Consider the following 13,044-nt stretch of genomic DNA (forward strand, 5'->3'; position numbering starts at 1 on the left):
TGAGCGCGCCCCCGATCCTCCACCACTGATGCGAAAGGCCCCGCCGCGGCGGGGTCTAGAACGAGCGGCGGCGGTAGCGGCGGTATTCCGGGTTCCAGCTGTTGCGCTCGATGGCGGCACGCAGCTTGATGCCGTCGGTCTTGGGCGCCACGCCTTCGTGCTGGGCCTGGGCGGCGACGTCGAAGGCGATGGCCTTGGAGAGCTCACGGATCTGGGAGAGCGCCGGCAGGAGCGCTCCCTCGCCGTTCTTGACCAGCGGGGCTTCGCGAGCCAGTGCGCGGGAGGCGGACATCAGCATGGCGTCGGTGACCCGCTTGGCCCCGCTGGCGACCACGCCCAGACCGATGCCGGGGAAGATGTAGGCGTTGTTGCACTGGGCGATGGGGTAGGTGGCGCCGTCGAGCACCACCGGGGCGAAGGGGCTACCGGTGGCCACCAGCGCCTGGCCATCGGTCCAGGCGAGCACGTCCTCGGGCGTCGCCTCGGCCCGGGAGGTGGGGTTGGAGAGCGGCATCACCAGGGGGCGGGAGCAGGCGGCATGCATGGCGCGGATCACTTCTTCGGTGAAGATGCCGGGCTGGCCACAGACCCCGATCAGCATCGTTGGACGCACCTGGGTGACCACTTCCAGCAGGTCGCGGCCGTGCCACCCATTCAACAAGGCAGGATCCTTGGCGAGGCGCCGCTGGAAGTCCCACAACCCGCCCATGTCGGAGGTCACCAGTCCGTCCCTGTCGACCATGTAGATGCGTTGGCGCGCCTCCTTCTCGGTCAGCCCCTCGGCCTGCATCGCCACCACGATCTGTTCGGCGATGCCGCAACCCGCCGAGCCGCCGCCGACGAACACCACCCGTTGCTGCCCGACCCCCTCGTCGCGGGCCTGGCAGGCCGCCATCAGCGTCCCCACGCAGACCGAGGCGGTCCCCTGGATATCGTCGTTGAAGCAGCACAGCCGGTTGCGATAGCGCTCCAGCAGCGGCATGGCGTTGGCCTGGGCGAAGTCCTCGAACTGCAGCAGCACGTTCGGCCAGCGCCGCTTCACCGCGGCGATGAACTCGGCCATGAAGGCATCGTACTCCTCCTGCTCGATGCGCTTGTGGCGCCACCCCATGTACATCGGATCGTCGAGCAGGGCGCGGTTGTTGGTGCCCACGTCGAGCATGATCGGCAGGGTATAGGCGGGGCTGATGCCGCCGCAGGCGGTGTAGAGCGACAGCTTGCCGATGGGAATGCCCATGCCGCCGATGCCCTGGTCGCCGAGGCCGAGGATACGCTCGCCGTCGGTGACCACGATCACCTTCACCTTGTCCTTGGTGGCGCTGCGCAGGATGTCGTCCATGCGGTCGCGGTCCGGATAGGAGATGAAGAGACCGCGGTGGTTGCGATAGATGTTGGAGAACTCCTCGCAGGCCTTGCCCACCGTGGGCGTGTAGATGATCGGCAGCATCTCCTCGAGGTGCTCCGAGACCAGGCGGAAATAGAGCGTCTCGTTGTCATCCTGGATGGCGCGCAGGTAGATATGGCGATCCAGATCGTTCTGGCACTGGCGATACTGCCGGTAGGCCCGTTCCGCCTGCTCCTCGATGGATTCCACGTTCTGCGGCAGCAGGCCGATCAGGTTGAACTCGAGGCGCTCTTCGCGGGTGAAGGCGCTCCCCTTGTTGAGCAGCGGCATCTCGAGCAGCGGGGGACCGGCATAGGGAATGTAGAGGGGGCGCTTGAATTCGTTGGTCATCTCTCGCCTCGGTGCGTTGACTGGAAAGCGGGCCATGGGCGCTCTCGCCGGCGCCTTGGCGACAACTCTACCATGCCCGAAACGACGGTGCCCCGACCGAGGCGGTCGGGGCACGTTCCTCCTCGCCGGGGGCGCGATCAGTTGCCCTTGACCACCGGCCGTCGCCCCACGTCGCCCTCGAAGAAGAGCGGGCGCAGCTTCACGCCCAGCATGTTGCCGGCAAACCCCGCCACCAGCCATACCCAGCCGTGCAGACTGCCCGAGGCAATGCCGCTGAAGTAGGCGCCGATGTTGCAGCCGAAGGCCAACCGCGCGCCATAGCCCAGCATCAGGCCGCCGATCACCGCCGCCAGCAGCGACTTCGACGGGATGCGAAAGTTGGGGGCGAAGCGACCGGCGAGCGACGCCGCCATCAGGGCGCCGAGCAGGATGCCGACGTTCATCACCGTGGTGATGTCGCTCCAGACGCTGGCCCGAAGCGCCGCGGCATTGCCCGGCGCCTGCCAGTAGCCCCAGGCGGAGACGTCACCACCCAGGAACTCGTAGCCCTTGGCGCCCCACAGCGCGAAGGCCGAGGTAATGCCCCAGGGGCGCCCGGCCAGGGCCAGGGTGGCGAAGTTGAGCAGCGCCAGCGCCACGGCACCGGCGAGCAGCGGCCAGGGGCCGATGAGCCAGCGCCGGTTGCCGGCATCGATCCTCGGCACCCGCTCCAGTCGGCCATGGCGGCGCTTCTCGAGCAGCACGGTCAGCGCCGCGATGGCGGCAAACAGCACCAGGCTGATGGCGATGCCGCCACCGGCACCGAACTCGGTGACCAGCGAGGTCGGCCGCAAGGCCGGCAGGCTCTGCCACCAGGCGAAGTGGGCGCTGCCGATCAGCGAGCCGACGATGAAGAACAGCAGGGTGATCAGCATGCGGGCGTTGCCGCCGCCGGCGGTGTACAGGGTCCCCGAGGCGCAGCCGCTGCCGAGTTGCATGCCGACGCCGAAGAGGAAGGCACCGACCACCACCGAGACGCCGATCGGCGCCACGAAGCCCGAGACGCTCTGCCCGAACAGCGTACCGGCACCCAGGGCGGGGAAGAACAGCAGCACGGCGATGGCCAGCATCACCATCTGGGCGCGCAGCCCGCGCCCGCGGCGCTCGGTGATGAAGACCCGCCAGGAGGCGGTGAAGCCGAAGGCGGCGTGGTAGAGCACCATGCCCAGCGCCCCGCCCACCACCATCAGCAGGCCGATGCGGCCGCCGAAGGCACTGCCCACGGCCAGGGCACCCAGCAGCAGGGCACCGGCGGCCACGGCGGGGACGGAAAGGCGCTGGCGTTCTGTGGGGACGAGTTCGCTCATGGCGTGGCTTCCTCGATGCCGTCAGGAACAGGAGTTGATGAGAAGCATGCTAACGACTCGGGAAGAGAACGTGAAAGCATCAAACCGCTGAAACACATTCGAAGGGAGAATATGGGAGGCCAGCCACGCCAAGGGGCGCCGATGGCGCCCCTGGTAGCGTTGCCGACATCACGGCGTCACACGAAGCGCCCCAGCCCGACCGCCTCGCGCAGGCGGTCCATGAAGGGGGCGGCCTCGGCGCGGGCCCGCTCGGCGCCCTTCTGCAGGACCCGTTCGATATGTCCGGGATCCTCCATCAGCGCCTGGTAGCGCTCGCGCGGCTCGCGCAGCTGCTCGTTCAGGTATTCGAAGAGGCGGTTCTTGGCCTCCCCCCAGCCGATGCCATTCTCGTAGTCGCGACGCAGGGCGGCGGCCTCCTCGGTACTTGCGAAGGCCGAGTAGATCTGGAACAGGGTGCAGGTGTCCGGGTCCTTGGGCTCGCCGGGCTCCAGCGAGTTGGTCTTGATCTTGCGCACCAGCTTCAGCAGCTTCTTCTCGGAGACGAACAGCGGGATGGTGTTGTTGTAGCTCTTGGACATCTTGCGTCCGTCGAGGCCGTTGAGCACCGCCACCCGGTCGTCCACCACCGCCTCGGGCAGGGTGAAGAAGTCGCCCCGGAAGAGGTGGTTGAAGCGCCCGGCGATGTCCCTGGCCATCTCGATGTGCTGGACCTGGTCGCGGCCCACCGGCACCTTGTGGGCGTTGAACATCAGGATATCGGCGGCCATCAGCACCGGGTAGCCGAACAGCCCCATGGTGATGCCCTTATCGGGGTCCTGGTTGCCGGCGGCCTCGTTCTCGGCCACCGCCGCCTTGTAGGCGTGGGCGCGGTTCATCAGTCCCTTGGCGCAGACGCAGGAGAGCATCCAGGTCAGCTCGGTGATCTCGTAGACGTCCGACTGGCGGTAGAAGATGGCGTTGTCGGTATCCAGCCCCAGCGCCAGCCAGGTGGCGGCGATCTCCAGGCGCGACTCCTGCACCCGCTTGGGATCCTGACACTTGATCAGGGCATGCAGGTCGGCGAGAAAGTAGTAGGACTGGACACTCGGGTCCTGGCTCGCCGCGATAGCGGGCTTGATGGCCCCCACGTAGTTGCCCAGGTGCGGGGTGCCGGTGGTGGTGATGCCGGTGAGAACGCGTGTCTTGGTCATGGAGTCGGACTGTGTCACTGATCGGTGGCAAATGCCGCCCATCTTACCGCGCCGCCCCGGTCAAGGCGACCGGGGCATGCGGCAAGCGGTATTCTCGCGGCTTGCCCGGCGACAGGCCGACGTGGAGGCGCTGTGAACCCCTCCCTGGGCGCTACATTCTTCTTCCCTGAAGAATGACCTCCACTCTGGCCTGTCCCCTGCGCCGCTCACGCTGACGGATGTGTCTCGACGCCTTGCCTTACTTCACCAGGGTAGCGGGTTCGACGCTCTCCAGGCCGAAGGCCTCGGCCACCGCGGCGTAGGTGATCCGGCCGTCGTGGACGTTGAGCCCGGCCGCGAAGTGCGGGTCGTCGGCCAGTGCCTGCTTCCAGCCCTTGTCGGCCAGCGCCATGACGAACGGCATGGTGGCGTTGGTCAGCGCCTGGGTCGAGGTGCGTGCCACCGCCCCGGGCATGTTGGCCACGCAGTAGTGAACGATGCCGTCGACGACATAGGTCGGCTCGGCGTGGGTGGTGGCCCGGCTGGTCTCGAAGCAACCGCCCTGGTCGATGGCCACGTCGACCAGCACACCCCCCGGTTTCATGTCGGCGAGCATGGCGCGGGTGATCAGCTTGGGCGCGGCGGCCCCGGGTATCAACACGGCCCCGATGATCAGGTCGGACTCGCGCACCGCCTCGTCGATGGCGTCGGCGGTGGAGAAGACCGTCTTCATGCGCCCCTGGTAGCGATCGTCCAGGGTCTCGAGCCGCGGGATCGACTTGTCGAGTACCGTGACCTCGGCGCCCAGGCCCAGCGCCATGCGGGCGGCGTTCTCGCCCACCACGCCGCCACCGATCACCGCGACCTTGCCGGGTGCCACGCCGGGCACGCCGGGCAGCAGCACGCCGGAACCGCCCTGGGCCTTCTCCAGGCTGTGGGCGCCGGCCTGCACTGCCATGCGGCCCGCCACGGTGCTCATCGGCGCCAGCAGTGGTAGACCGCCCTGGCGGTCGGTGACGGTCTCGTAGGCGATGCAGGTGGCCCCGCTCGCCATCAGGCCGCGGGTCAGTGTCTCTTCCGCGGCCAGGTGCAGGTAGGTGAACAGTGTCTGGCCAGCCGTCAGGCGGGCCACCTCCTCGGCCTGGGGCTCCTTGACCTTGAGGATCAGCTCGGCACCGGACCACACCGCCGACACCGCCGCTTCCAGCCGTGCCCCGGCGGCCTCGTAGTCGCTGTCCGGGAAGCCCGCCCCCTCACCGGCTCCGGCCTGCACAGTGACCTGGTGCCCGCGAGCGACCAGCTCCCGGGCCCCGGTGGGAGTCAGCGCGACGCGATACTCGTGGTTCTTGATCTCCTTCGGCACGGCGATCTTCATGGGCTCCACCTGCATGCTCTTGTTGGGTAATGTCCTCTTCATTACAGCACAGACAGAGCATCCACGAAGAATCCACGCACAAGTTCAATAAAAACTCGCAAATCGATGGCATTCAGCAAAAAATCATCGTGTCAAAAGGCTGGCTAGCAGAAATCCCTACGGCCACTTCCGGCCCTGCGTCAGACGAGGCAGGCACTCAGCCCGAGCGGTGGGCGCCACAGTTCCAGCAGGTATCGAAGACCCCCTCCAGGGTTTCCCCGCACCTCGGACAGGTCCAGTCGGGGCGCTCGCTACCCCCTTCCAGGGAGTCGCGGATCAGCGCCTCGGCGCGCTCGCGGTTATGGGGCGCCACCCACACCTCGGGCTCGCACTCCCCCAGCGGCAGCTCCCCGGCGCCGCCGCCCAGGGTCATGTTGCGCAGCTCGGCGGGGATCCCCGCCGCGTCCAGCACATTGTGCAGATGACTGACCAGCAGCGCATTGGAGTGGGCAAAGACGCGTACGTAGCGAGGTGCCGTCACACGACCTCCCGATCAATCCCGGAACACACGAACGCCCAGGGCCTTGAGGTAGGACGTCTCGGGAATCGCCGGATGCACCGGATGATCCGGCCCCTGGTGCCCCTGGAAGAGGATCTGGCCCTGGCGGTCCTGGTGGCGCACCGCGCCACGCACCACGTCGACCAACCGCTCCGGCGCCAGGTGCATGGAGCACGAGGCCGACAGCAGCAGCCCGTCACGCCCCAGCAACCGCATCGCCTCGCGGTTGAGCTTGCCGTAGGCACGCTCGCCGGCCGGGATGTCCTTGCGCTTCTTGATGAAGGCGGGCGGATCGAGGATCACCACGTCGAACTGCTCGCCGTCGGCCTTGAGCGCGGCCAGGGCCTCGAAGGCGTCGCCCTCGCCCACCGCCACTCGCTCGTGCAGGCCGTTGAGGGCGGCGTTCTCGGCGACCCGCGCCAGGGCCGTGCCGGAGGCGTCCACGCAGAGCACCTCGCTGGCACCATGGGCCGCGGCCTGGATGCCCCAGCCACCCACGTAGCTGAACAGGTCGAGCACCCGCTTGCCGGCCACCAGGCCATTGAGCCAGGCGCGGTTGACCCGGTGGTCGTAGAACCAGCCGGTCTTCTGGCCGTCGAGCACCGGAGCCGCGAAGTGCACGCCGTTCTCCTCCAGCAGCACGCGCTCGGGCAGCTCGCCCTTGACCACCTCGACGCCGGACTCGAGCCCCTCCTGGCGTCGGCCGCTGGTGTCGTTGCGCAGCACCACCACGGCCGGCGAGAGCACCTTGTCCAGGGCGTCGAGCAGCTCGGCGGCCACTGCCTGCATGCCGGCAGTGTTGAGCTGCACGACGAGCACCTCGTCGTAGCGGTCGATGACCAGCCCCGGCAGCAGGTCACCCTCGCCGTGCACCAGGCGATAGAAGGGCCTGGCAAAGAGCCGTTCGCGCAGCGCCAGCGCCTGGTTCAGGCGGTGCACCAGCAGCGAGCGGTCGAGCCCCTGCGTCGGGTCTCGGGAGACCAGTCGGGCACTGATCAACGAGTGAGGATTGACGTAGGCCACGCCCACGGCCTTTCCGTTCGCCGCCTCCACCACCACCTGCTCGCCGGCCTCCAGGGTCTTCAGCGGGGTCGCCTCGGTGTCGATCTCGTTGGAGTAGAGCCACAGGTGGCCGGCCTTCAGGCGGCGGTCGGCATTCTTCTTCAGGCGCAGGGAAGGGAGGGTCATGGCATATCTCGTCGTATGGAAAGTCGGGAAAGGGACTCAATGCTGGCAGGCGGCACAGAAGACACTGGCGCGCTGCCCCAGGGTTACCAGGCGCAGCTCGGCGCCGCAGCGCCGACAGGACTCGCCGTCGCGGCCATAGACGTTGAGGCACTGCTTGAAGTAGCCGGGCTCACCGGTGCCACCGACGAAATCGCGCAGGGTGGTCCCGCCCTGGGTGATGGCCGCGGCCAGCACCTCACGTACCGCCCCTGCCAGCCGATCATAGCGTTCCCGGGAGATGCGGCCGGCGGCGCGGCGTGGGTCGATACCGGCCAGGAACAGCGCCTCGGCGGCATAGATGTTGCCCACCCCCACCACCACGGCACTGTCCATCAGGAAGGGCTTCACCGCCAGGCGCCGCCCGCGGGAGCGGGTGAACAACCGCTCGCCGTCGAAGGCGTCGGAGAGCGGCTCCGGCCCCAGGCGAGCCAGGCGCGGATCGCTCTCGGCGGTGCCGACCAACCAGTCGACGAAGCCGAAGCGGCGTGGGTCGTGGTAACGCAGGATGGCCCCGTCGTCGAGCACCAGGTCGAGGTGGTCGTGCTTCTTCGGCAGCTCGCCGAGCCGGGCGATACGCAGGCTACCTGACATGCCCAGATGCCAGAGCAGGGTCCCCGCCCCCTCCCCGTCCGCCCCCCGCGGGGTGGGCGAGGAGAACGGCACCAGCAGGTACTTGGCGCGGCGGGCCAGCCCCCCGATACGCGCCCCGACCAGGCGCTCGACGAGGTCCGCCGGCACCGGCACGCGCAGGCGTGGCTGGCGCACGATCACCTCGGTGATCTCGCGCCCCTCCACATGGGGGGCGATACCGCGGCGGGTGGTCTCGACTTCGGGCAGTTCGGGCATCGGGTCTCTCGCTCCGCTCGACCGCGGGTGGCCACCACAAACGCCTGAACCCGGCTGGTGTAGCCGGGTTCAGGCAGACAGGCTTGAACACCTGCGGAAGACGACCAAGGCTTACTTGATCTTGGCTTCCTTGTACATCACGTGCTGGCGGACCACCGGGTCGTACTTCTTGAACTCGAGCTTGTCCGGGGTGTTCCGCTTGTTCTTGTCGGTGGTGTAGTAGTGGCCGGTACCGGCGCTGGACACCAGCTTGATCTTGTCACGCATGACTGCTTGCTCCCCTTGAATGAATCGCTAGAAAGCGGATCGCTTAGACGGCTTCGCCGCGCTTGCGGATGTCGCCGAGCACCGCCTCGATGCCCTTCTTGTCGATGATGCGCATGCCCTTGGAGGAGACGCGCAGCCTGACGAAGCGCTTCTCGGACTCCACCCAGAAACGGTGGCTGTGCAGGTTCGGCAAGAAACGACGGCGGGTCTTGCGCTGGGAGTGTGAAACGTTGTTACCAGTCACCGGGCGCTTGCCGGTAACCTGACATACTTTGGACATGGGAGCCTCCAACCGCTTGGCCAGGTAGTTCAGTACCTGAGTGTTCAAAACCTGTCGGGCAAACCGGGAACGACCCCGTTGTCATTTGACCCAAGGGAATTCAAAGGCTGCACTTTATACCAGAGTGCCGCCGCGCGGGCAAGCGATGCCCCGCATTATAACCAACCGCGCTCGGCAAAGGATACCACCTCACCGTCGCCCACCACGAAATGGTCCAGCACACGGATCTCGAACAGCGAAAGCGCCTCGCGCAGCCGTTCGGTGATGCGCCGGTCGGCATCGCTGGGCTCGGCGACACCGGACGGGTGGTTGTGGGCGAAGATCATGGCGCCGGCGCCGAGCTCCAGCGCCCGGCGGGCCACCTCCCGGGGATAGACCGAGGCGCTGTCCAGGGTGCCGCGAAACAGCGACTCGAAGCGGATCACCCGGTGCTGGCTGTCGAGGAAGAGCGCGGCGAACTCCTCGTGGCCCAGGTGGCGCAGCTGCGCGGCGAGGTACGCCCGCACCAGCGACGGCGAGGTTAGGGCATCGCCCCGGGCCAACTGGCTGGCCAGGTGCCGCCGCGAGAGCTCGAGGGTCGCCTGCAGCTGCACGAACTTGGCCATGCCCAGGCCGTGCTCGGCGCAGAAGCGCCCGCGGTCGGCCTCGAGCAGCGGCCGGAGGCCACCGAAGGCGCCCAGCAGGTCGCGGGCCAGGTCCACCGCCGAGCGCCCCCGCACCCCGACGCGGAGGAAGATCGCCAACAGCTCGGCGTCGGAGAGGGCCCCGGGCCCCAGCGCCAGCAGTTTCTCCCGGGGGCGCTCGCCCTCCGGCCAGTCACGGATCGCCATTCTCGCCTCCCTGCGGGCCATCGTCTCCCTTGCGTCACAGGTCAGTGTAGCCGCTCGGCGACGCCGCCGCGGCTACGCAAGGCACCCCGCCGGTGGTAAGGTAGGCGACTGGATATCAGCTCGGATTTCGTCCATGTCAACGCCGTCAGGCACCCTGGTCACTGGCCGCCGGATCGCCGGCCGACGCATCCTGCTCGGCATCAGCGCCGGCATCGCCGCCTACAAGAGCGCCCAGCTCACCCGCCTGCTCAAGCAGGCCGGCGCCGAGGTGCGCGTGGTCATGACCGAGGGCGCCATGGCCTTCATCACGCCGCTGACCCTGCAGGCGCTGAGTGGCGAACCGGTGCGTACCTCGCTGCTCGACCCGGAAGCCGAGGCCGGCATGGGCCATATCGAGCTCGCCCGCTGGGCCGAGCTCATCCTCGTCGCCCCGGCCACCGCCGACCTGATGGCGCGCCTGGCGCTGGGCATGGCGGACGACCTGCTGACCACCCTGTGCCTGGCGAGCGATGCCGAGAAGGTGATGGCCCCGGCCATGAACCAGGCGATGTGGCGCCACCCGGCGACGGGCCGCAATGCGGCCCGTCTCGAGGCGGACGGCTGGCACCTGCTGGGACCGGCCAGTGGCGACCAGGCCTGCGGCGACGTGGGCCCGGGACGCATGCTGGAACCCGAGGCGATCATCGCCGAGTTGCTGTCCATGGCGCCCGAAGCCGCGCCGGCCATGGCACCCGAAGCCGCGCCGGCCGCAGGCGAGGCCGACGGCCTGACCATCACCATCACCGCCGGCCCCACCCGGGAGCCGCTCGACCCGGTGCGCTACCTCTCCAACCACAGCTCGGGCAAGATGGGCTACGCCCTGGCCGCCGCCGCCGCGGGCCTCGGCGCGACGGTGCGCCTGATCAGTGGCCCGGTGACCCTGCCCACCCCCGAGGGGGTCGAGCGTCTCGATGTGGAGACGGCGCTCGAGATGCACGATGCCGCCCAGCGGCTCGCCCCCGACAGCGACATCTTCATCGGCTGCGCCGCCGTGGCCGACTACCGCGTCGAGGCGCCGGCCAAGCACAAGATCAAGAAGCGCGAGGGCAAGGATGACCTGACCCTCACCCTGGTGAAGAACCCCGACATCATCGCCGAGGTGGCGGCCCGCCGCCCCTCGAACGCCCCGCGCCCGCTGGTGGTCGGCTTCGCCGCCGAGACCCGCGACCTCGAGACCTATGCCCGGGACAAGCTGACCCGCAAGCGGTTGGACATGATCGTCGCCAACGACGTCTCCCGGGCGGGCCTCGGCTTCGGCGCCGACGACAATGCCGCCCTGTTGCTGTGGCGAGATGGCGACACCCTGGGCCAGGACAGCCTCGCTCCCCAGCCCAAGTCGCGGCTCGCCATGGCCGTGATCCGCCGAGCGCTGGCCTGCCTGCAGGCCCGCCGCGACGCCTGACCCCCCGATGCCGCAAGGACTCCCGATGCCCGACTCCGCCGCCCCCAAGCCACGCCTGGCCGTCAAGCTGCTCGACCCGCGCCTGAGCGATTACCTGCCCCACTACGCCACCGAGGGTGCCGCCGGCATGGACCTGCGTGCCCTGCTCGACGCGCCCCTGACCCTGGCGCCGGGCCAGTGCGAACTGGTGCGCACCGGGCTCGCCATCCACATCGGCGACCCAGGGCTCGCCGGCATGATCCTCCCTCGCTCGGGGCTCGGCCACAAGCACGGCATCGTGCTCGGCAACCTGGTGGGGCTGATCGACTCCGACTACCAGGGCGAGCTGATGATCTCGGTGTGGAACCGCGGCTCGGCGCCCTTCGTGCTCGAGCCCTTCGAGCGTCTGGCACAGTACGTGCTTGTTCCCGTGGTGCAGGCCGAGCTGCAGGTCGTCGACGATTTCGCCGCCAGCGAACGGGGCGAGGGCGGCTTCGGCAGCTCGGGAAGACACTGAGCCGTTCGGGCTCCAACGAGGGATTGATCAGATGACCCAAGAAACCAGACAGGCCGTACCCGCGTCGATTTTCCGCGCCTACGACATTCGCGGCATCGTCGATGACACCCTCACCGAGGCAAGCGTCGAGCTGATCGGCCGCGCGATCGGCAGCGAGGCCGCCGCCCGCGGCGAATCCACCGTGGTCGTCGCCCGCGACGGGCGCCTCTCCGGGCCGCGCCTGCTCGCCGCCCTGACCCGCGGCCTGACCGCGAGCGGCCGCGACGTCATCGATATCGGCATGGTGCCCACGCCGGTCCTCTACTTCGCCACCCACGTGCTCGAGGGGACCGCCTCTGGGGTAATGGTCACCGGCAGCCACAACCCGCCGGACTACAACGGCTTCAAGATCGTGCTCGGCGGCGAGACCCTCTCCGGCGAGGCCATCACGGCGCTGTACCGGCGCATCGCGTCCGGCGATCTGGCCGAGGGCCAGGGCAGCGTGCGCCAGGCCGACGTGCGGGCCGCCTACCTGGAGCGCATCCTCGGCGACGTGACGCTGGAGCGGCCGCTCAAGGCGGTGGTCGACTGCGGAAACGGCGTGGCCGGCGAGCTGGGCCCGCAGTTGATCGAGCGACTCGGCGCCGAGACGATCCCGCTGTTCGCCGAGATCGACGGCACCTTCCCCAACCATCACCCGGACCCGGGCAAGCCCGAGAACCTTCAGGACCTGATCCGCGCCGTACAGGAAACCGGCGCCGACATCGGCCTGGCCTTCGACGGCGACGGCGACCGCCTCGGCGTGATCACCCCGAGCGGCCAGCTGATCTACCCCGATCACCTGTTGATGGCCTTCGCCGAGGACATGCTCTCGCGCAACGCCGGTGCCCGAGTGATCTTCGACGTCAAGTGCACCGGCAACCTCACCCGGGTGATCGAGGAGGCCGGCGGCACCCCGGAGATGTGGCGCACCGGCCACTCGCTGATCAAGGCGCGCATGAAGGAGACCGGTGCGGCGCTCGCCGGCGAGATGAGCGGCCACATCTTCTTCCAGGAGCGCTGGTACGGCTTCGACGACGGCCTCTACGGCGCCGCCCGCCTGCTGGAGATCCTCTCGAAGCAGGCCGACGATGCCGACGCCTTCTTCGCCCGCTTCCCCCAGGACCTGAGCACCCCGGAGATCAACGTCACCGTCACCGACGAGGCCAAGTTCGACCTGGTGGCGCGCCTGGCCCGGGAGGGCGACTTCGGCGACGAGGGCGTCAAGACCACACTCGACGGCATCCGCGTCGACTACCCCGACGGCTGGGGCTTGTGCCGCGCCTCCAACACCACGCCGGTGCTGGTGCTGCGCTTCGAGGGCAAGAGCGAGGCGGCGCTCGAGCGCATCCGTACCCGCTTCGCCGGGGCCCTCGCCCAGGTGGCCCCGGAACTGGAGGTGGCGCTCTAGGCAGCATCACGACCCACGGGAGACGCGCCGCCTAGGCGCGACTCCACGAGACACGAGAAGGGAGC

The 13,044-nt window shown here is 68.7% G+C and carries 13 protein-coding genes; 3 read left to right on the plus strand and 10 right to left on the minus strand.

The features are described 5' to 3' along the window. Positions 1-55: 55 nt before the first annotated feature. From AC5W54_RS06900 to radC, 10 genes are all read right to left on the minus strand, one after another. Positions 56-1,735, minus strand: a complete 1,680-nt coding sequence (locus AC5W54_RS06900) for an NAD-dependent malic enzyme (protein WP_495961331.1) — start codon at positions 1,733-1,735, stop codon at positions 56-58. A gap of 137 nt (positions 1,736-1,872) precedes the next feature. Beyond that, the gene (locus AC5W54_RS06905; RefSeq protein WP_495961332.1) at positions 1,873-3,081 is read right to left on the minus strand and encodes a YeeE/YedE family protein; all 1,209 of its coding nucleotides are present in this window, start codon (positions 3,079-3,081) and stop codon (positions 1,873-1,875) included. Positions 3,082-3,257: 176 nt separating this feature from the next. Further along, positions 3,258-4,271 carry a tryptophan--tRNA ligase gene (locus AC5W54_RS06910; RefSeq protein WP_495961333.1) on the minus strand — a complete coding sequence of 338 codons (1,014 nt, stop codon included), beginning with the start codon at positions 4,269-4,271 and terminating at the stop codon, positions 3,258-3,260. Positions 4,272-4,509: 238 nt separating this feature from the next. Then, positions 4,510-5,625 carry an alanine dehydrogenase gene (ald, locus tag AC5W54_RS06915; protein WP_495961334.1) on the minus strand — a complete coding sequence of 372 codons (1,116 nt, stop codon included), beginning with the start codon at positions 5,623-5,625 and terminating at the stop codon, positions 4,510-4,512. A 196-nt stretch (positions 5,626-5,821) separates the two neighbouring features. Continuing rightward, positions 5,822-6,145: a putative signal transducing protein gene (locus tag AC5W54_RS06920; protein ID WP_495961335.1), complete on the minus strand. Its 324-nt coding sequence runs from the start codon at positions 6,143-6,145 to the stop codon at positions 5,822-5,824. 12 nt (positions 6,146-6,157) lie between these two features. Beyond that, positions 6,158-7,351, minus strand: coding sequence for a class I SAM-dependent rRNA methyltransferase (locus AC5W54_RS06925; protein WP_495961336.1), 1,194 nt, complete (start codon positions 7,349-7,351; stop codon positions 6,158-6,160). A 36-nt stretch (positions 7,352-7,387) separates the two neighbouring features. After that, positions 7,388-8,236, minus strand: a complete 849-nt coding sequence (gene mutM / locus AC5W54_RS06930; RefSeq protein WP_495961337.1) for a bifunctional DNA-formamidopyrimidine glycosylase/DNA-(apurinic or apyrimidinic site) lyase — start codon at positions 8,234-8,236, stop codon at positions 7,388-7,390. Between the two features lie 111 nt (positions 8,237-8,347). Beyond that, complete coding sequence (rpmG, locus tag AC5W54_RS06935; RefSeq protein WP_102630031.1) at positions 8,348-8,503, minus strand: 50S ribosomal protein L33; 156 nt, start codon at positions 8,501-8,503, stop codon at positions 8,348-8,350. Positions 8,504-8,546: 43 nt separating this feature from the next. Further along, positions 8,547-8,783 carry a 50S ribosomal protein L28 gene (gene rpmB, locus AC5W54_RS06940; RefSeq protein WP_110282923.1) on the minus strand — a complete coding sequence of 79 codons (237 nt, stop codon included), beginning with the start codon at positions 8,781-8,783 and terminating at the stop codon, positions 8,547-8,549. A gap of 155 nt (positions 8,784-8,938) precedes the next feature. Continuing rightward, positions 8,939-9,613 (minus strand): RadC family protein, encoded by a 675-nt coding sequence (gene radC / locus AC5W54_RS06945; protein ID WP_495961338.1) that lies wholly within the window; start codon positions 9,611-9,613, stop codon positions 8,939-8,941. 133 nt (positions 9,614-9,746) lie between these two features. On the opposite strand from radC, the gene coaBC reads away from it, so the two are divergent. From coaBC to AC5W54_RS06960, 3 genes are read left to right on the plus strand one after another with little or no spacing between them, the layout of a single operon-like run. Further along, on the plus strand, positions 9,747-11,054 hold the full coding sequence (gene coaBC, locus AC5W54_RS06950) for a bifunctional phosphopantothenoylcysteine decarboxylase/phosphopantothenate--cysteine ligase CoaBC (RefSeq protein WP_495961339.1): 1,308 nt from the start codon (positions 9,747-9,749) through the stop codon (positions 11,052-11,054). A 25-nt stretch (positions 11,055-11,079) separates the two neighbouring features. Then, on the plus strand, positions 11,080-11,550 hold the full coding sequence (gene dut / locus AC5W54_RS06955; RefSeq protein WP_495961340.1) for a dUTP diphosphatase: 471 nt from the start codon (positions 11,080-11,082) through the stop codon (positions 11,548-11,550). A gap of 31 nt (positions 11,551-11,581) precedes the next feature. Then, entirely contained in the window at positions 11,582-12,979 is a 1,398-nt protein-coding gene (locus AC5W54_RS06960) for a phosphomannomutase/phosphoglucomutase (RefSeq protein ID WP_495961341.1), read from the plus strand. Positions 12,980-13,044 lie beyond the last annotated feature (65 nt).

It is taken from the genome of Halomonas sp. LMYGS-3 (assembly GCF_059509875.1).

Bases quoted from the DNA above. Each gene is read 5' to 3' on its own strand.
- AC5W54_RS06900 (WP_495961331.1), bottom strand. From the start codon at position 1,735: ATGACCAACGAATTCAAGCGCCCCCTCTACATTCCCTATGCCGGTCCC.
- AC5W54_RS06905 (WP_495961332.1), bottom strand. From the start codon at position 3,081: ATGAGCGAACTCGTCCCCACAGAACGCCAGCGCCTTTCCGTCCCCGCC.
- AC5W54_RS06910 (WP_495961333.1), bottom strand. From the start codon at position 4,271: ATGACCAAGACACGCGTTCTCACCGGCATCACCACCACCGGCACCCCG.
- ald (WP_495961334.1), bottom strand. From the start codon at position 5,625: ATGAAGATCGCCGTGCCGAAGGAGATCAAGAACCACGAGTATCGCGTC.
- AC5W54_RS06925 (WP_495961336.1), bottom strand. From the start codon at position 7,351: ATGACCCTCCCTTCCCTGCGCCTGAAGAAGAATGCCGACCGCCGCCTG.
- mutM (WP_495961337.1), bottom strand. From the start codon at position 8,236: ATGCCCGAACTGCCCGAAGTCGAGACCACCCGCCGCGGTATCGCCCCC.
- rpmG (WP_102630031.1), bottom strand. From the start codon at position 8,503: ATGCGTGACAAGATCAAGCTGGTGTCCAGCGCCGGTACCGGCCACTAC.
- rpmB (WP_110282923.1), bottom strand. From the start codon at position 8,783: ATGTCCAAAGTATGTCAGGTTACCGGCAAGCGCCCGGTGACTGGTAAC.
- radC (WP_495961338.1), bottom strand. From the start codon at position 9,613: ATGGCGATCCGTGACTGGCCGGAGGGCGAGCGCCCCCGGGAGAAACTG.
- coaBC (WP_495961339.1), top strand. From the start codon at position 9,747: ATGTCAACGCCGTCAGGCACCCTGGTCACTGGCCGCCGGATCGCCGGC.
- dut (WP_495961340.1), top strand. From the start codon at position 11,080: ATGCCCGACTCCGCCGCCCCCAAGCCACGCCTGGCCGTCAAGCTGCTC.
- AC5W54_RS06960 (WP_495961341.1), top strand. From the start codon at position 11,582: ATGACCCAAGAAACCAGACAGGCCGTACCCGCGTCGATTTTCCGCGCC.